This is a genomic window from Brucella sp. TWI559 (assembly GCF_039674265.1).
GTDB classification, from domain to species: domain Bacteria; phylum Pseudomonadota; class Alphaproteobacteria; order Rhizobiales; family Rhizobiaceae; genus Brucella; species Brucella chromiisoli.
Genome location: NZ_JBDJNE010000004.1, coordinates 24,778 through 43,561 on the forward strand (window position 1 = coordinate 24,778; position 18,784 = coordinate 43,561).

Consider the following 18,784-nt stretch of genomic DNA (forward strand, 5'->3'; position numbering starts at 1 on the left):
CTCAAGCGCTATCTTATTCATCAAGCAAAACCAATCACGTTCCCTGCATCGTTTTCCAGCTTTATATCTTGTGCCAGATTTTGACGCATATTGCAGGGTATATACGATTCGCAGAATGCGTTAATTGCCTGACAGCACAAGCATGGCTCGTATAAAACAGCACGAAGAGCAGCGTTTTGCACTGTTTTGGCTGGGGATCATATGTTTCTCATGAATTCATAGAACATTCCCATGCAAGGCAAATTGAATTAGTGTTCTACAGGACATGTGTTGTCGCGGTGATTTGAAGCGCGGGGAATTTGTGGTTTCCGTCAACCGGACATTATTGGTTTTAGTATGAGAGGGTTACCCGCATGAAGGAATGGCTCAGCGGTCTTGTTGGCGAAAGCACGGCAAATATTGTCGGCTTCATCCTTATTTTTGCGATCATTCTAGGCGGAATTTTCGTTGTTCTGAGTATTATCCGTCGCTTTAGCGGCGGAGGATTTGCCTCTAATGCACGAACCGGGCGCCAGCCAAGATTGTCGGTGATGGATGCTGCAGCGGTGGATAGCCGTCGTAAGCTGGTTCTGATCCGTCGTGACGATGTTGAGCATCTTCTGCTTATCGGTGGCCCCACCGACGTTGTTGTTGAGCAAAATATCGTCATGGAATCACGTGCCAATTCGCGCTCGCAAGCAACCCGTATTGAAGCGGAACATATCGAACGTTTCCGACAGCATGAGGCAAGTCTCACTTCAGAGGCGGGAGAGCGTCCGGGTATTTCGCAGCAGGTGCCGCAGCCTGTGGAGAAAAACGAAGCCATTCAGCTTAATTCTCCGATTGAAACACCGTTACCGCGCAAGCCAGAAATCGTGCGCGAGACGGTTGTGCAGCAGGCAACATTTGAAGCGCAGCAGTTTAGGGCGCCGCCTGTGCCACCTGTTATGCCGGTTGCGCCTCAGGCACCCAAGGTAGGCGAAGCACCAGCGGTTCAGGGTCGCCCTCAGCCGCCACGACCTGCCCCGAATTACCCGCCACAGCCGCGCACGGTTCTGCCCGAAGCGCGCCCGGCAGAACAGCTACAGTCTCCGCGTCTGCATCCTGCCTATCCGCTTAGCCAGGTATCGCGTGGGGTTCTCAGCTCGACATCTGGTCTTGGTGCCGGTGCGGCAGCAGCTGCAACTGTCGCGGCTTCTTCCGACCTTGGCGGCGTAACGCCGGAGCGTGAGCCAACGGGCGTAAAATCGCCTGTTCCTGAAATCAGCAATATCCAGCAGAGCCCGGCTGCCAATACGCCATCTGCGACCAAAACAGAGCCGGCTATGGTTTCGGCACATTCCGAGCCGGATCTTACTGACGATGATCTGGGCGATATTGGCGGCGCGTTGCATGATGCCATCATGGCTGACCTTGAAACGGAAACTCAGGCACGTTCTGCTGATGATGAACCGTCAATGCTCGAAGTTGATTTTTTTGAAGAAGAGCTGCTCGGTTCGCTTGATATTTCTCCGAACGAGAACGAGGCAAATGCACGCCGGGATGATGCGATTGAGGATGAAATGGAAAAGCTTCTCGGTGAGCTTACCAGAAACGAAACACGCAATTTCTGATCAGACTGCCTTTGGCAATATCAGGGTATCATTCCGATGGGCTGATACCCTTTTTTGTGCATCATAAAAACACAAAGAAAAAAGGCTGCGAACCCGCAGCCTTTGAATTTGTATAGCCGACTGGATGAAGATCAATCGTCGCGATAGACCTTTTCGCGGCGCTCGTGGCGCTCTTGCGCTTCAATAGAAAGCGTTGCGATTGGTCGTGCATCAAGTCGTTTCAAACTGATCGGATCGCCGGTTTCTTCACAAAAACCATAAGTCCCCTCTTCAATACGGCCAATGGCTGCATCAATTTTGGAAATCAGTTTGCGCTGCCTGTCACGAGCGCGAAGCTCAATTGCCCGATCCGTTTCGGAGGATGCCCTATCCGCCAGGTCCGGGTGGTTTGCATTTTCCTGCTGTAGCGCATCGAGAGTTTCGCGCGCTTCGCGAAGAATATCATTCCTCCATGCAACAAGCTTTGCACGAAAGTAAGACTTCTGCCGTTCATTCATGAACGGTTCGTCTTCAGTGGGCCTATAGTCAAGGTCGATTAATTCACTCATTCTGAATCACCCCACATCTAGGAGACGCGAGCGGTTATATAAGTCCATCGCAACGACGACACAACATTAAACACGCGCGCTTCACGACTTTTTAATCCATCAAAATTGTATGATTTTGATGAAAAAATACGCAATTTATATTAAGTGTATAGTTTGTTAGTTTTTGTTTTTATAAATGCCTTCAAAATATTGTCTAGGCTGGTACTCACGAAACATAATTACGAATGAAGAACAACCAATCATCCAGTTTATGCCCAATAAAAGAGCAAAACTACCTGTGAATATTTCCCGAAGCTTTAAAAAAATCATCAAAAACGAGAGCGATTGCGAGAAAGTTTGCAGAAATTGTGGCATTAATTCCCTTTAGCGCCTTTCAAATTGCAGCTGGGAGCCCCTCATGAGTCGTCTTTTTCTTCTCCGCCATGCGAAGGCTATATGGGCTAAGCCATCAATGAGTGATTTTGACAGGCCGCTGGATAATGAGGGGAATTGCTCTCTGGATAGACTGGCTGAAGCCATGCTGTCATCTGGGGTTCTTCCTGAAAAAATTCTGCTTTCGGCTTCATGCCGCACACGTGAAACCGCGTTCGGTCTTATCAAGCGGCTTGGCATTAACGTCGAAACAGTCATTGACGAGACTATGTATAGCGGGGGGCCAAACGAGTATATGCAGGCCATTCGCGCCAATGCCGGTTCAGGGCAGTTGATGCTGGTGGGACACAATCCAAGCATTGAAGATTTGGCACTTGCGCTCTGTGGCGATGGTGAAGCTGCGAGCATGTCCCGACTTGGTGCCGGATTTCCAACGTCTGCCCTTGCCATCATGCGGTTTGATGGGCCGCTGTCAGAAATTGCGCGTGGCAAAGGTTTTCTCGAAAGCTTTCCGCTGCCGGGTGCATAAGCGGAGTTGAAGCATTTAACGGCGGCCTTGTTGATATGCCGCACGGGTTCCTATGTATGAGTGTGATAGAACGGTTTTCTTGCGAGGCAACAATTGGCAAAACTGACCAGTTTCAGCGATGAGACACGGATCGCACTTGATACATTGACGGATCGCGCAACCGGGCTGATGTCTCCTTCGCTGAGACTTGGCGTTACCGGTCTTTCACGCGCGGGCAAAACGGTCTTCATAACGGCCCTTGTGCACAATATGGTGCATGGCGGTCGCCTGCCGATGTTTGAAGCTTATAAATCCGGGCGGATCTCCCGTTCCATGCTGGAACCGCAGCCCGATGATGCGGTGCCGCGCTTTCAATATGAAGAGCATCTTTCGGCGCTGCTTGATGAAGGCATCTGGCCGGATTCGACGCGCGCCATATCGCAGCTTCGGCTGACCATTGAATATGAGAGCGCATCGGCATGGGGCCGCTGGCTTTCACCGGGACGGCTGTCCATCGATATTGTTGATTATCCCGGTGAATGGCTGCTTGATCTGCCTTTGCTGGGTAAAAACTATCGTGAGTTCAGCGCAGATTCTTTTGCACTGGCCAATGAGCCAACTCATAAAGATCTGGCGCAGGACTGGCTGAGAGAGGCTCAGATGGTCATCGCATCAGACAGTGCAGACGAACTGACCGCACAGAGGCTGGCAAAGAGTTTCACGGCTTATTTAAGGGCCGGTAAGGCCGATGAACGCGCCTTGTCTACATTGCCGCCGGGGCGTTTTCTTATGCCGGGCGACCTTGAGGGCTCGCCTGCGCTTACTTTCGCTCCCTTGCCCGATTTAAAAGCAGATGATTTCAAGACGGGCAGTCTGGGTGCGATGATGGAGCGCCGTTACGAGGCTTACAAAACACATGTGGTCAAACCCTTTTTTCGCGAACATATCGCGCGGCTTGATCGACAGATTATCCTCATCGACGCCATGCAGGCCATGAATGCCGGTGGTGCTGTGGTAGCCGACCTCGAACGCGCGCTCACTGATATTCTTTCGTGCTTTCGTCCGGGACGCGCCAGCCTGCTGACAGGGCTTATTCAACGCCGTATCGGGCGTATTCTGGTCGCAGCAACAAAAGCCGATCATCTGCATCATGAAAGTCATGACCGGTTGCAGGCGATTGTTCGCAGGCTTGTGGAGCGCGCCATTGAGCGTGCCGATTTTTCCGGTGCCGATATCGAAGTGCTGGCTATGGCCGCCGTCCGTGCCACCCGCGAAGCCACTGTAAAAGAAGGCAAGGATACGCTGCCTGTGATCATTGGAACGCCGCTTAAAGGCGAGCGTATTGATGGTGAAACATTCGATGGAAAAACAGAAACTGCTATATTTCCCGGTGATTTACCAAAAAATCCTAATGTAATATTCGAGCCGTTGCTTTCGAGCGCAGAGTCAGCCATCCGCTTTGTCCGCTTCCGCCCTCCGCGTCTTGAACGCACTGCGGAAGGCATCACGCTTTCCTTGCCGCATATCCGGCTTGATCGCGCACTCCAGTTTCTTATCGGAGATCGTTTGGCATGAGTGAGCAGCCTCCGCGCAAACCGACATCGTTTACCGTCAAAAAACCCGTTGAGACGGTTTCGGCTCTGGACATGGAACAAGATGCGCCGCGCCGCCCACGCGCCGTCACGGATCTGGAAAAGGTTGTCCCTGAGGTGGATATCTTTGCGCTCAGTGAGGATGAAGCGGCAGAACTTGAAATTCTTGATCCGTCCTTTGAAGCGCCGCCGCCGCGTCGTTGGTCGTTGAGCAGGATATTGTTTGGTGCCTTGGGTATTCTGGTTTCGTTTGCCATCGGTATTTGGATCGAGGATCTCATTCAGGCGCTGTTTGCGCGATCCGACTGGCTTGGCTGGACGGCTCTGGCTGTTGCCGTGGTTGCACTTGTGGCCTTCCTCGCCATTATCGTGCGGGAGTTGCTGGCTTTGCGCAGGCTCGCATCGGTTCAGCATCTGCGCAAGGACGCAGCCGATGCTGCCGAACGTGATGATATGGCCGCAGCGCGCAAAGCTGTGGATGAATTGCGTGCAATTGCAGCCGGTTTGCCTGAAACCGCGCGCGGACGGCAGATGCTGGATGGGCTGAGCGACGAAATAATTGATGGCCGCAATCTCATCCAGCTTGCCGAAACAGAAATTCTGCGCCCCCTTGATCGCGAAGCGCGTGCCTTGATCCTCAATGCGTCTAAGCGCGTTTCTATCGTGACAGCCATCAGCCCGCGGGCGCTGGTTGATATTGGTTATGTGATTTTTGAATCGGCACGTCTCATCCGCAGACTGTCACAGCTTTATGGTGGACGTCCCGGAACACTGGGCTTTTTGAAGCTTGCGCGGCGCGTTGTGGCGCATCTGGCTGTGACCGGAACAATCGCTATGGGGGATAGTGTCATTCAGCAGCTTATCGGCCATGGGTTGGCGTCACGGCTTTCGGCAAAGCTCGGTGAAGGCGTGGTCAATGGCTTGATGACCGCCCGCATCGGGATTGCGGCCATGGACGTTGTGCGCCCCTTTCCATTCAATGCTGAGAAAAGACCCGGTATTGGCGACTTTATCGGCGATATTGCGCGCATAAATAGTGATAAGGATCCAAAGCCAAAAAATCGTGGCTAGGCACAACATATAATGATGCAAATCCGTTGACTTTGCGAACGGCAACAACGAAGCATTAACCATTCGCGACGATTATAAGGTCAGAATATTGGGGGCTCGAATCTGCGATTCCTGCCCCTTCGAAACACGCTGCGTATTTGTGTTGGCGTGTATTGAAATAATCTATTGGAATGCGCCCTTAATGGTAGAAATTCCGGGACAGAGCTGAATATGAAAAATTACATCGTTGCATGCCTCACGCTACTGCCCGCATCGTTCTTTGCTGCGCCTGCATCGGCTGCAGACAAGGATGAACAGTTTTTCCAGACAATCGAAGGCCAATGGTCGGGTCCGGGTGAGATCGTTGCCGGAAAATACAAAGGCACGAAGTTCGTCTGTACGCTGGCAGGCACCATGCCCGATGATACGGTTGGCATGACGCTGGATGGTTCTTGCCGGGTTGGTGTTTTCTCGCAGCCGATGAAGGCAACGGTTACACGCACTGGCTCCAGCTATTCCGGTAAGTTCAATGACGGAGCAGAAGGCAAAGGTCTCAATGTGACTTCCGGTTCGGTCAGCGGCAACAAGGTTGTGCTTGGTCTTAACCGCAAGGAACTTAATGGTGCCATGCTCGCACGCGTTGCCGATAAAAACACTATGAATGTCACGGTGTCTGTTCGCGTCGAAAAGGAACTGGTTCCGGTGATCGGCATGAGCCTCAAGCGCGTTGACAACATGGCTGTCGGCAGCATCGCCAAGAATTAAGACTAGTATTGTTCAAGCCACCAGCCCGCATCCGTGCGGGCTTTTTCTATTTCAGCGCTCTTACAGGCCGCTTCCCATTGGCAAACGCTTTTACCGGCGATTTCCAGTTCCGGCGCAATATCATTAAGCGGCACGAGCACAAAAGCGCGCTCCTGAATGCGCGGATGCGGCAGTTCAAGGTCGGTCTCATTCATGATGATCGCCTCGCCCGCTTTGTTTTGCATTGCGAGAATATCAATGTCGATGATGCGCGGCCCCCAGCGCTCCAGTCGCACACGCTTGAGTGAACGTTCGACATCAAGACATATTTGGATAAGCTTGAGGGGCTCAAGCGCGGTCACTATTTCCGCGCAGGCATTGTGAAACCACGCCTGATCAGTTTTGCCCCATGGCGGTGTGCGATAGACATTCGACACGGCGACGACCTTTGTGTCTTTACGGCCATCAAGCAATTTCAATGCTTTGGCCATAGACGCAACAGGGTCGTCAATATTGCCGCCAAGGCCCAGCCAGGCGCGATAAGGCATGTCTTCGTCGATCAACGTGGATATACCACAGTGACTTCGACATGATCGAGTATGCCCGGAACCGGTGCATTGGGCTTGCGAATGGTAATTTCCGCACGTTTAATCTGCGGAAAACGCTCTTTGAGTGCCTTTCCGACATCAAGCGCAAGTGTTTCGATCAAATAACGCTGACGCCCGGTGATAATATCCTTAATGACGGCAAAGGCGATCCCATAGTGAACCGTGCCTTCAATATCGTCATTTTCCAGGGAATCACCGGGATCGACATCAAGGATCGCATCGACATAAAATCGCTGGCCGAGCTTATGTTCCTCGTCAAAGACGCCGTGGTGCGCAAAGAATGCGCAATTCATGATACGGATTGTGTACACGGCCTGATTTCCTATTTTGAACTTGCTTTGCTTTGCAGGATAGCATCAGCGACTGCAAGAGCATCCCTATTAAAAGCGACATTATGGACGCGGAAAATACTGGCTCCGGCGAGACGCGTCGCCACGGATGTTGCCGCGGTTCCCACATCACGCTTCAAAGGGTCGGCCTGCTCGGTGATTGCACCAATAAAGCGTTTGCGCGATGTGCCGACAAGCAGAGGATAGCCAAAACGCTGCAACGCTTCCATGTGTGCCATCAGTGCAATGTCGTCGTCCTTATCCTTGCCAAAGCCAAAACCAGGATCGAGCACAATGCGCGAGGTTTCAATACCTGCCCTGCCCGCGATTTCCAATGATCTGCCAAGAAATTCAAATTGGTCGGCTATCACATCGGGATTGGTGTCCCTGTCGCGGCTGCTATGCATGATGACCAGCCCGGCGCTGGTTTCCCGTGCCACTTCGGCTAATTGAGGCTCTTTTTGCAACCCCCATACGTCATTGACGATGTGCGCGCCTGCTTCGATCGCACGTTGGGCGGTTGAGGCGCGATAGGTATCAATAGAAATGATGCAGCCGAAGCGCTCGGTCAGCGCACGAATAACCGGAACAACGCGTGCCGCTTCGGTCTCAGCATCCACCGCTTCAGCGCCCGGACGGGTCGACTCGCCACCCACGTCAATAATGGTCGCGCCATCATCGAGCATCTTTTCAGCAACCGCCAAAGCCTTATCGACATCGTTATATTGGCCGCCATCTGAGAATGAATCCGGCGTGACATTTAAAATGCCCATGATGACAGATTTTGTCCCCAATTGGAGGTTACGACCATGGGCAAGTTGCCATTCTTTCATCATTTACGAATATTCCAATTGTCTTTTTTGTCGGAAACAATGCAGCCAGAAAACAAGTACAATGTTTTATGGTGGTTGTTATAGTTCTCTTGACGATTGCATGCCATGTTGCTCATCGTTGAATTTGCAAATTTCTTTCTGGTTATATGAAGAGGTGCCGGAACATGTCTTTTAAAAAACGGGTTCTGGCGATTACAGTGGCGCTGGCTGTCGTTGCACCACAGGCTCAAGCCGCCTCCATTTTCCGAACGTTCAGTTATTATAATGTCAACGGAAAGACTGCGGAAGATCTCGACAAGGCATTGTCGCGCAGCGGCCCGTTTCTGAAAAAGACCGGACAGCATCATCCCGGCGCAGCCGAGATTCGCTTTGACGCCAAAGTGCGTTATGGTCGCGCGACCGGTGATCGCGCCTGCAAGGTTCAGGACGTTTATGTCAATGTTCATGCGAAGGTCATGCTGCCGCGCTGGAAACAGCGCCGGAAAGCATCGCCCGAACTCGCACTGATCTGGGATACCCTTTATCAGGATATTCGCCGCCACGAAGAAAGCCACATCGTGATCGCCCGCAGTCATGCGAGCGAGATGGAACGTGAGATACGTGCGCTTCGCAGCCGTAAAGATTGTTCGACATTGCGCGCTGACATCGACAAAGTGACCGAGCAGTTGATGACAGCCCATGATAAGGCGCAAGAGCAATTTGATCGCGTTGAAACGATCAACTTCGAGCGCCGTTTTGAGCGGCTCCTGACTTACAAACTTGAAAAAATGAGCCAGTAAGCCAAAACGGCTCTATCTGTTTGTTTTAAAACGCATCTTGTTCAGAAAACCGCTTCACCCTTTTCGGGATGCGCTTTAGTTCTGGCGTTCAGGCACGGTGACGACGAGGCCGTCTATCTCGTCGCGCACGCGGATCTGGCAGGAAAGCCGCGAGTTCGGCTGGGGTTCGCAAGCGAAATCCAGCATATCCTCTTCCATCGCATCCGGGCCGCCAACCGTGTCAGTCCAGTCTTCATCAATATAAACATGGCAGGTTGCACAGGCGCAGGCACCGCCACATTCCGCATCAATACCCGGAACACCGTTGCGGATTGCAGCTTCCATCACGCTTGATCCATTGTCAGCGTCAACTTCTATGCGGGATGCGCCATCAGCGGATACGAAGATAATCTTTGTCATTTTAAGGTCCTGAACACGCCAAGAGGGCGCGATTGAAAGCTGTTTAACAACCCCTTTGAGCTGCAACAAGCTTCTTTGATATGTTGCAGAGGCAAATACGGTCTTATGCCAGGAGTTTCAACCACGGGAACCAGCTTGGCAGAGAACTGCGCCAATATGCCGTTCTAGCTGGTCGGCAGTATTGACGATCACAAGACAAAGCGCAGGAGCATGAATCAAACTGTGGGTGGCGGAAAAGTACCAGTTCACCTTCCGCGCGTAATTTTGTTAACCTTTTACACAGGATGCGTTATAGTCATTTCGCACATTGTTTTGATTTCCACAGAATGATCACCCATCTAAAAACGCCGGAACTCCGGGATTTTTTACAGGCTCACTCATTTTTGTTAACCTTGTATTTAAAGTTTTAGACATCTGGCCCGGGTGCCTATTTCCTTAACAAGCCTGAGTCAGTACGATAAAAAATGGCGGAGTAAGTTTTGTAACGGCTCTGAGTTGTTCCGGCCGTCGCAGTAATTGAGTACGAGGTAGGCAAGGCTATGGCTTCAAAATCCAAAGCGCAAAAGCTCGACCATGAGGTTGAACAGGCACTTGAACAGGCACTCGACATTGATTTCGGTGACGATTTCGACATCGACATGGATATGAGTGCGTTTGACGAAGATTTCTCAGTCGATGACCTCGAAGAGCAGATTTCGCGCGCGACCGAAGAACTGGTCGCAGAGCAGAACACGAAAGTGGTTCAAGCCGCGCAGGTCTCTTCCGTTGATATTACGACAGAGGGAACAGCGAAGGCAGAGACGATCGCAACCGTTTCTGTGATTGCAAGCCCGGCTGCCCCCCCAATGCCGCCGGTTGTTCCGATCGCTTCGGTCGCCAACACAACAGCTTCTTCCGCCTTACCAGAAGCAGCCAACGTTGCGCCAAAGCCTGCCAATAAATCCAAGCCTATCGCTCAGGACGCCGCAGCGAAGCCTGCAACCTCTTCGGCCTCTCCTGCGCCATCTGTTGTCGCCGCCACGCCTGCCGCAGCCCTGACGCCAGCCAATGATGATTCACGCAATGGCCGAGCCATCGCGACAGCGCCGCGCCGCGCAACCGAACGCTCATCCAGGCTTTACTGGACCACAACAGCCATGAGTGTCCTTTGGGCCGCTGGCGGTGTTGCAATCAGCAAAGCAATCAGCCCGGACGTTTTCTCAAGCCTCCAGGCAACGACGAATTTCTTCACATCCCCATCCGGTATTGGCGTCGCCGCAGGCGTGGCGCTGCCTATCGCTATGTTCTGGGGCTTTGCCCATATTGTTCGTCGTGCACAGGAAATGCATGTTGCAGCACGCAGCATGTCGGAAGCAGCGCTGAAACTGTTGCAGCCTGAAGCAGCAGCGGGTGATCGCGTTTCCACGCTGAGCCAAGCCGTTCGCCGCGAAGTTGCTGCAATGAACGAAGGTATCGAACGTACGCTGGCGCGTGCTGTCGAACTTGAGACCCTTGTTCAATCAGAGGTCAATCAGCTTGAACGTGCGTACAGCGACAACGAAGTCCGTATTCGTTCGCTTGTCAGCGATCTTGGCAATGAACGCGAAGCCGTGGTCAGCCATGCTGAACGCGTTCGCTCTTCCATTACGGGTGCGCATGAGCAGCTGAAGGAAGAATTGTCGAGCGCAGCCAATATCATACGCGATAATGTTGCCTCCGCATCTGAACAGCTCAGTGCGCTGTTGGGCGATTCCGGCGAGCGTCTGATCGGCAGCATCAATGAAAGTGGCGGAGCCATTGCTGATGCTATTGAAAAGCGTACCGGCGATATTGCGAGCCGCATCACCAGTTCCGGTGAATCTTTCTCGAAAGAGCTTGATACCCGCATCACAACGCTTGACCAGCAGTCGCGCGAGATTTCGGAACGTGTAAGCTCGGCATTGGACGAACGCACGGCGGGCATTGCGACACTGCTCGGTGGTGCAACCCAGTCAATGGTCAGCGAGTTCGATACACGTCTCGCGCAGCTTGATACGACACTCAATGAACGTGGTCGCTCGCTTCTGACCGAGTTTGAAACGCGTGCGCATGCGCTTGACAGCAGCACGGAAAAGCTCAACGCGGCCCTTGAAACCCGTTCACGCCAGATCAATGAAAATCTCATTGCCCGTACCCGTGAAATTGCCGAAACCTTCTCAGGTGGGCGCAATGCAATGATTGGTATGATCGATGAAACCAAGACGAAGATCAGCGATGAACTGAATTCGATCAGCGAGAGCGTTGGCAACGTTCTCAACGAAAAGGCTTCAGCCTTTGCAGGCAAGCTTGCGGAAAGCCGCGACGTACTGGCTTCTTCGCTTGAAGGCGAAACTGAGCGTGTTTCGGCTGTCATTCGTGGTCATGCCGATACGTTGGCTGCTCGCACGAGCGACATTGAAAACGCCATCAACAGCAGCGCATCTGCGCTCAATTCAGCCGCAGAGCACCATGCTGCGATCCTTGCTGACAGAACAAATGTTCTTCAGGAAGAAATGGCAAACAATGCATCGCGTCTTGATGCAGCATTTACTGATCATGCCCGTTCGCTTGATGAACGTGCAGCCTCGCTCAACAGTGTGATCGCCGGCAATCAGGCCATGCTTGCTCAGTTGTTGGATGAACGCACAAGCGTGTTGCGCGATAACTTCAATGAAAATCGCGAAGTTCTGGCACGCACATTCGATGAGCGCGTCACCGCTTTGCAGACGCTTATTGCAGACAATCAGCAGCAGCTGGCGCGTGTCTTTGATGAGCGTTCGCAAGCCATCAGCGAAACCATCGGCGCAAGCCGTGATGCTTTCGAGGCGACATTTACCGATCATGTTCAGCGTGTAGAAGAACGTACGAGCGGTCTTCGCTCGGTTCTCAACGATCACAACAGCACCCTTGCCCATATTCTTGATGGACATGAACAGACCATTGAAGGTCGTGCTGCTGCCATCCGCGAAACGCTCACTGAAACCACTGCATCTCTGAGCCAGACGCTTCAGGACCATGGCGAAATTCTCTCGCAACGCACGACCAATTTGCATCATGCGATTGAAAACAGCAGCCATGCGATCGGCCGTGCATTCGAAGGTCAGACTGGCATTATCGAAGAGCGCACGCAGACCATGGAAAAGGCGCTCACGATGGGCGTTGACAATGTTCGCCGTGCACTTGAACACAGTGCAGGCGTCGTTGCTGGTTCGCTGCGCGAGAAGATCACGGAAGCTGCCAGCATTCTGTCCGCAGAAGCGGCGAAGGCTGGTGAATCGCTCGACGGTTTTGGTCAGAATTTCAGCGCTGATCTGACGACCAATCTTGCTGCGACTGAGGAACGCCTCGGTGAGCGAGCCAATGCAATTGCATCGCGTCTGGCCCAGATTGAAAGCAGCATTGCTGATACGGCGAGCAAGACAAGCGAAACACTTGCCGGTCATAGCGAAGCATTTGCAGCAAGTGTTGCCGATAATCTGGCAGGCACAGAAGCCCGTCTAAGTGAGCGTGCAAGCGCTATTGCCGGTGGACTTGAAGCCATTGAAAGCCGCCTCACCGGCGAACTTTCGGCGATTGAAGCGCGTATTGCTGACACGGCGACCCGGACCAGTGAAACATTGGCCGGTCACAGCGAAGCATTCTCATCAAGCGTTACCGAAAACCTGTCCGGCACAGAAGCGCGTCTCACCGAACGTGCTGATGCCATTGCCACACGCCTTGGTGACATTGGCTCGCGGATCACAATGGAACTGGGTTCCGTTGAAGCACGTATCGCTCAGGTAACAGATACAACGGCTGTTACGCTTGAAGAACGCACACGTGAACTCAATGCAGTTCTGGCAGCGCGCTCGCAGGAAATCACACAGATTCTCAGCGACACTGCCGAGCCTCTTGTGCAGCGTCTGGCGGATAGCGGTCGCGGATTGGCAGAACAGCTTGAACAAGCGACCCATGCAGCCACTGATCGTCTGCGTGCTGAGAACGCAGCGCTCGTCAATGCACTGGCCAGCCGTACGGCAGAAACCATTGCAGCCGTGCAGCAGGCAAAGACGGGACTGTCAGACAATGTAAGCGAGCTGATTGATCGCCTCGCCGCTTCAAATAGCGAACTTGGCAAGCTGATCGAATCTGCTGCGCGCAACCTGACAAGCATTGACGGCCGCCTTGTTGAAACGACAAGCAGCTTCGTTGAAAATGCAAACCGCGCAGCACAGATGTTCCAGGCCTCAACGGGTCTCATCGACAACAATATTGGCACGCTGCGCGCGCTTTCCGATGGTACACTGTCGCAGATTGCTGATATTGCCGAGCGCTTTGAAGAGCATGGCAAGGTTCTCTCAACTGCTTCGGATATGATCAGCTCGGCACAGAATGGTCTTGCCGGTACGCTTGAAGATCGCCATCTCGCGCTTGACAAGCTTGCTTCGGGCCTTGTTGAGAAGTCGGAAGGCATTGAGAATCTGATGCAGTCGTTTGAAACGATCGTGGCATCGGCCTTCCAGCGCGCAGAGGGCCAGACCCGTTCTTCGGCTGAGAAGATGCGTGAAAGCATTGCTGAGATCGTCGAACAGGCATCGCAGAAGTTCTCCGCTGCGACCGACGATATCCGCCGCACGGCAACAGAAATTCGCACAGAGCTCGACACAACCCGTGGTGAACTCAAGCGCGGCGTTCTGGATATGCCTGCGGAAGCCAAGGAAACGACGAGCGCAATGCGCAAAGCCGTTGGCGAGCAGATCAATGCTCTCAAGGAACTTGCTGAAATCGTCAACAAGTCGGGACGTTTGGTTGATGTTGGTGAAAGCCGCGCAGATCGCCCTGTTTCGCGTCCGGTTCAGACCCAGAGGCCAGCTCCGGTTCAGGCTCCTATCATGGCAGTGCAGCCACAGGCCGACGTCGCTGTTCGCACCCGTCCGGTAGAAGCCCCTAAACCCGCACAGCCAGCTGTATCCTCTGATAAGCCACGCGGTTGGGTTTCTGACCTTCTTGCCCGCGCATCGCGCGAGGATGAGGTGGCCGCCCCATCGCAGGCACAGCCTACGCAGGCCCCTCGCTCGCCAAGCCATGTGGTTGAATCGCTCAACTCGCTTTCGGTCGATATTGCCCGCGCAATCGATCATGAAGCATCCGTTGAGCTATGGGACCGCTATCGCCGCGGTGAACGGAATGTCTTTACCCGTCGTCTCTATACGCTCAAGGGACAGCAGACCTTTGACGACATCAAGCGTAAATATCAGACGGATGGTGAGTTCCGTCGCGCTGTAGATCGTTACATGGACGACTTCCAGCGTCTGCTTGAAGACGTTGCGCGCAATGACCGCGATAACATGGTGACGCAGACTTACCTGACGTCAGATACCGGTAAAGTTTACACGATGCTGGCCCATGCAAGCGGTCGCCTGCGGTAAGAAAAGCCAATAAAGTAATGAAAACGCGGCTCATGGGCCGCGTTTTTTTATGTCCAGTTTTTTTAGAAAAGCTTGGGGTTCGGGTGTTGCCCGGTGCTGGTTTAAACTGACGGTTCTGTATGAACTTCAGAAGTGACGGGCGAGAAAAAAGGCAGCTTGTGAAAACAAGCTGCCTTTTATGTTTTAACGCTTAGAGTGAAGAAATTGTCCAGCCAACAATTTCGCTGGCGACACGTTCAAAAGCACTATCCAGCGCTTTGACATATTCGTTGTTGGACGTGCCATAGACTGGTGTTGTGGCACGGAAAACGCGTGTGGCGCGGACTTCACCATTCTTGTCATTCATAAGCTTGACGGCGATTTCCACCACTGCGGCTCTCTGAGCACCATAGGCCTGAATACTGAATACGCGAAGATCGCTCAGGATCTGATAGTTGATGGCCAAACCGTCACCGGGGCGCCCAACACCGCCAAATACGCCGGTATTTTCATAGGCCTGCACAAGACGCGACTGAACGATGTTTGGCAGCCTGTCGCCCCATTGCGCGCCTTTGAGATATTCAATGGCACCGGGCGCAGTGTTGACGACGATGTTCTGGCTATCAAGCGCTTTCAAAGCGCTTGGTGGGGGCACCAGAATTTGAAGGTTCTTGCGGTTCGCCGATGCGGACTGCGATTGCTGCGGTGCGGAAAGGCTGAATGTGTCGAGCGGTGTTGTCGTCCCGCAACCTGCCAGCAAGGTTGCAAGCAGAAGAGGCATAATGAAACGACGATGGGAATTTACCACCACAGAACCTGTATTGGACATTAATGACGCGTCCTTCCGTTATACTGCGGTACGCTGCCGGGGCCACCAAAGAACAATCGCTGCGGATTGCGCTCAATATCGGATACAGCCTGTTCTACACGTTGTACAGCGCGACGGCTATCACCAATCAGCGCCTGAATATCGGTCAAGCCCTGACCGGAGAAGCGTTCAAGATTGCTGGCAATGGGTGAAATGCGCTTGTCCAGATTGCTGGATAGCTGGCGAATGGATTCAAGCGTTGCCTTGGCTTGCGCCACAACACCGTCCTTATCGTCACTGGAGAGCAAATGGTCCGCCTTCGCAATCACATCTTCGATGCGCGATGAAGCAGCATTCAAGCGCCCCATCATTTCTTTGGCATCAGAAACGATCTGGTTGATGTTGTCCGCGTTGGAGCCCAGCTCATCAATCACATCGGCATTCTTTGCCAGTGCATCTGTGAAGGTCTTGGTGTTTTTGATCGTGTCAGTCAGCGGCCCGCGCGCTTCTGTGACAAAGCCTTCAAGCTCGCCCAGCACGCTGTTTGCGCGCGCAAAAATATCCTGCGCGGTCGCCAGAAGATTGTTCACGGCAGATGGATCGGCATCAATGCGTGCAACCGTATCTTCTTTTGCAGCTTCGGTAAGAAGGTTTGGCTCGTCAAGCCGCCCACCCTTAAGCTCAATATAGGCCTGACCTGTCAGACCCTGAAAGCCCAGCGTCGCTTCAGTTGAACGGGTAATCGGTGTTGTTGCATTCACACGCGTTTTAACGATCACCATACCCGGATTTGTCTCGTCGAGGTGAAGATAGCGGACGTCACCGACTTTGATACCGTTAAACAGAACCTGACTACCGATCCCCAGACCCGTTACCGATCCAGGTATGCGTACATCAAGCTCTACGGAGTCTCTGGCTTCGCCATAGCGCGCGATCCAGTACACGAAACCGAAAGCCAGCAGGCTGACGATCAGCGTGAAAACTCCTACCAGTACATAATTGGCCTTCGTTTCCATATCTTATCCAGTCTGCAAGCGGCTGCCGCTGCCGGGCCGTCTTCTGCTTGGCGCAGAGGTGTCGATCTGACGTGCGCGCTTTCCTCGAAAATAGGATTTAACCCATGGATCGTCTACAGCCAGCATGTCTTCAATGGAACCGCTAACCGAAACTTTTTTGTTACCCAGAACGGCAATGCGATCACAAATCGCAAACAGACTGTCAAGATCGTGCGTCACCATATAAACGGTAAGCCCCATTGTATCGCGCAGATTGGCGATCAGTTCGTCAAAGTCTGCCGCCCCAATCGGATCAAGACCAGATGTCGGCTCGTCAAGGAATACAATGTCCGGGTCAAGCGCCAGAGCACGTGCCAATGCCGCACGCTTGATCATGCCGCCGGAAAGTTCAGATGGAAATTTATCAGCCGCATCAGGACTTAGGCCCACCAGATCGATTTTGAGACGCGCAAGTTCATCCATAAGCTTGGGCGGAAGATCAAGATATTCGCGCATCGGAACCTGAATGTTCTCAAGCACACTGAGTGCTGAAAATAAGGCGCCATGCTGAAACAACACGCCCATGCGCATATCAATTGCCATTTTCTCGGCTTCTGTGATCTTGTCGATATTGCGTCCCAATATCTCGATCTCACCCGACTGCTTTTTGTTCAGTCCAAGAATGGTCCGCATCAGCACAGATTTACCAGAACCTGACGGCCCGATGAAGCCAAGGACTTCGCCCTTATAAATATTGAGCGATAAGCTATCGAGTACAGGAGCGCGGCCACCGAAGCCAACGGTAACATCCCGCACCGAAATGATCGGCACAGGCGCTTCGCTGCTTTGTGTATCCTGCATTGGCTGCTGGTTATCGATGATAGTCTCCATATTTACTCTTTACCTGAGCGTGCGCTTCGACAGAACAGTATGAAACAAAGCTATATAAGTTCTGTCTGGAACTGTGTCCGAAAGGCCCCACAATTCCTTATATAGAGGGATATTGAAGACTTAGAAGTCGATTGCAGCGTAGAATATCGCAAACAAACCATCGACAACGATGACGATGAAAATTGATTTAACCACAGAGGCAGTTACGCGACTGCCCAGTGATTCTGCGCTGCCGCCGACTTTCATGCCTTCAACAGAAGCGAGTATGCCGATAATCATCGCCATAAACGGTGCTTTAATAAGACCTGCAAAATAGGTGTTGAGTGCAACGGCATCATGCAAGCGGCTGATAAATGCTTCCGGCGAGATGTTGGAGTAGAAATAAGTAACCGCTGCAGCGCCTACCAAAGCTGAAAGATCTGCAATGATTGTCAGAAGCGGCAGAATCACCACAAGCGCGACAAGTCGCGGAAAGACAAGAACACCGACCGGATTAAGCCCGATAACGGTGAGCGCATCTGTTTCTTCCCGCATTTTCATCGAGCCGATTTCAGCCGTGATCGCACTGCCGGATCGTCCGGCGATCATGATGGCAGTCAGAAGCACGCCGAGCTCACGCAGAACCAGAATGCCGACCAGATCAACCACGAAAATTTCAGCGCCAAAATAGCGAAGCTGGAAGGCGCCCTGCTGTGCAATGATGGCACCAACAATTGTTGACATAAGCACAATAATCGGGATCGCGCCCACGCCCATCCGGTCAATCTGCTTAACGATTGCCGGAAACGGAATGCCACTGCCGCGCCCGGCTTTCAGCTGCGCACCGCGAATTGTTGCACCAAGAATGTGCATTGCCATCAGGAAATCCTGAAACATCGAGGTGACGCCACGCCCGATGGAATCCAGCATTTTGATAAATAAGAAAGGCTTCTTGGTCTGTGGCACATCCAGCGTGCGTTCGACGGATTTGCCGACCTCTTCCACAAGCGGCAGCCATGCTGGCTTAACGCCTTGGAGTTCAACATCAATCTTTTGAGACAACAGACGGTGGCGCAGGCGTTCGATCAGCCAGGCACCAGCCGTATCAAGACTTTCCACACCCGCAACGTTGATGATCGCTGCCTGTGAGCCGCCAATTTTTTCGAGCTCGCGCATTTTTTTGTCGACAACGCCAACGTTCTGAGAAATCCAATGTCCGCTCAGGTTTATGAGACGTAAGTTATCCTGCTCGGCCAAATCAATCTTTGGCGCGACATTGGCGGCAGCACTTGCTTTGTCGTCGGTGTCGGTCAACATGGCCTAACCCTTATACGAGTCGTTGCGCGACCGAAATACTGCGTACTGGAAGCCAT

Annotated in this window: 15 protein-coding genes and 2 pseudogenes; 8 read left to right on the plus strand and 9 right to left on the minus strand. The window is 52.7% G+C overall.

The window, feature by feature from the left end; genetic code table 11:
* Nucleotides 1–353 precede the first annotated feature (353 nt).
* Nucleotides 354–1,592 (plus strand): flagellar biosynthetic protein FliO, encoded by a 1,239-nt coding sequence (locus ABE530_RS07255; protein WP_499694106.1) that lies wholly within the window; start codon nt 354–356, stop codon nt 1,590–1,592.
* A 131-nt stretch (nt 1,593–1,723) separates the two neighbouring features.
* Here ABE530_RS07255 and dksA read toward each other — a convergent pair whose 3' ends face one another.
* Entirely contained in the window at nt 1,724–2,140 is a 417-nt protein-coding gene (dksA, locus tag ABE530_RS07260; RefSeq protein ID WP_094507171.1) for an RNA polymerase-binding protein DksA, read from the minus strand.
* A 397-nt stretch (nt 2,141–2,537) separates the two neighbouring features.
* Here dksA and ABE530_RS07265 point away from each other — a divergent pair, with 397 nt between their 5' ends.
* The 4 genes from ABE530_RS07265 (at nt 2,538) to ABE530_RS07280 (ending at nt 6,427) form a co-directional block, all read left to right on the plus strand.
* Nucleotides 2,538–3,041, plus strand: a complete 504-nt coding sequence (locus ABE530_RS07265) for a SixA phosphatase family protein (RefSeq protein WP_499694107.1) — start codon at nt 2,538–2,540, stop codon at nt 3,039–3,041.
* Between the two features lie 93 nt (nt 3,042–3,134).
* The gene (locus ABE530_RS07270; RefSeq protein ID WP_499694108.1) at nt 3,135–4,595 is read left to right on the plus strand and encodes a YcjX family GTP-binding protein; all 1,461 of its coding nucleotides are present in this window, start codon (nt 3,135–3,137) and stop codon (nt 4,593–4,595) included.
* A complete protein-coding gene (locus ABE530_RS07275) occupies nt 4,592–5,683 on the plus strand; it encodes a YcjF family protein (RefSeq protein WP_499694109.1) in 1,092 nt (363 codons plus the stop codon). Before ABE530_RS07270 ends, ABE530_RS07275 begins: the two co-directional genes overlap by 4 nt.
* Nucleotides 5,684–5,893: 210 nt before the next feature.
* Nucleotides 5,894–6,427 (plus strand): hypothetical protein, encoded by a 534-nt coding sequence (locus tag ABE530_RS07280; protein WP_499694110.1) that lies wholly within the window; start codon nt 5,894–5,896, stop codon nt 6,425–6,427.
* Nucleotides 6,428–6,429: 2 nt separating this feature from the next.
* Here ABE530_RS07280 and folK read toward each other — a convergent pair whose 3' ends face one another.
* The 3 genes from folK to folP are packed head-to-tail and all read right to left on the minus strand — an operon-like array spanning nt 6,430 to nt 8,179.
* On the minus strand, nt 6,430–6,954 hold the full coding sequence (gene folK, locus ABE530_RS07285) for a 2-amino-4-hydroxy-6-hydroxymethyldihydropteridine diphosphokinase (RefSeq protein ID WP_499694235.1): 525 nt from the start codon (nt 6,952–6,954) through the stop codon (nt 6,430–6,432).
* A gap of 11 nt (nt 6,955–6,965) precedes the next feature.
* A complete protein-coding gene (gene folB, locus ABE530_RS07290; protein WP_396996588.1) occupies nt 6,966–7,325 on the minus strand; it encodes a dihydroneopterin aldolase in 360 nt (119 codons plus the stop codon).
* 11 nt (nt 7,326–7,336) lie between these two features.
* Nucleotides 7,337–8,179, minus strand: a complete 843-nt coding sequence (folP, locus tag ABE530_RS07295) for a dihydropteroate synthase (protein ID WP_499694111.1) — start codon at nt 8,177–8,179, stop codon at nt 7,337–7,339.
* A 161-nt stretch (nt 8,180–8,340) separates the two neighbouring features.
* On the opposite strand from folP, the gene ABE530_RS07300 reads away from it, so the two are divergent.
* A complete protein-coding gene (locus ABE530_RS07300; RefSeq protein WP_265984706.1) occupies nt 8,341–8,955 on the plus strand; it encodes a DUF922 domain-containing Zn-dependent protease in 615 nt (204 codons plus the stop codon).
* Between the two features lie 75 nt (nt 8,956–9,030).
* Here ABE530_RS07300 and ABE530_RS07305 read toward each other — a convergent pair whose 3' ends face one another.
* Entirely contained in the window at nt 9,031–9,354 is a 324-nt protein-coding gene (locus ABE530_RS07305; protein WP_499694112.1) for a 2Fe-2S iron-sulfur cluster-binding protein, read from the minus strand.
* A 539-nt stretch (nt 9,355–9,893) separates the two neighbouring features.
* On the opposite strand from ABE530_RS07305, the pseudogene ABE530_RS07310 reads away from it, so the two are divergent.
* Both ABE530_RS07310 and ABE530_RS07315 read left to right on the plus strand, forming a co-directional pair.
* A pseudogene (locus tag ABE530_RS07310) lies at nt 9,894–10,092 on the plus strand (hypothetical protein); the annotation flags it as partial.
* Between the two features lie 296 nt (nt 10,093–10,388).
* Nucleotides 10,389–14,759: pseudogene (locus ABE530_RS07315) on the plus strand (apolipoprotein A-IV repeat region-like domain-containing protein); the annotation flags it as partial.
* 190 nt (nt 14,760–14,949) lie between these two features.
* Here the strand turns inward: ABE530_RS07315 and ABE530_RS07320 are convergent.
* From ABE530_RS07320 to ABE530_RS07335, 4 genes are all read right to left on the minus strand, one after another.
* The gene (locus tag ABE530_RS07320; RefSeq protein ID WP_265984709.1) at nt 14,950–15,567 is read right to left on the minus strand and encodes an ABC-type transport auxiliary lipoprotein family protein; all 618 of its coding nucleotides are present in this window, start codon (nt 15,565–15,567) and stop codon (nt 14,950–14,952) included.
* Complete coding sequence (locus ABE530_RS07325) at nt 15,567–16,562, minus strand: MlaD family protein (protein ID WP_265984710.1); 996 nt, start codon at nt 16,560–16,562, stop codon at nt 15,567–15,569. The genes ABE530_RS07320 and ABE530_RS07325 overlap by 1 nt, the downstream gene beginning before the upstream one ends.
* Nucleotides 16,563–16,565: 3 nt before the next feature.
* Nucleotides 16,566–17,432, minus strand: coding sequence for an ABC transporter ATP-binding protein (locus tag ABE530_RS07330; protein WP_265984711.1), 867 nt, complete (start codon nt 17,430–17,432; stop codon nt 16,566–16,568).
* Between the two features lie 120 nt (nt 17,433–17,552).
* A complete protein-coding gene (locus ABE530_RS07335) occupies nt 17,553–18,728 on the minus strand; it encodes an ABC transporter permease (RefSeq protein ID WP_499694113.1) in 1,176 nt (391 codons plus the stop codon).
* Nucleotides 18,729–18,784: the final 56 nt, after the last annotated feature.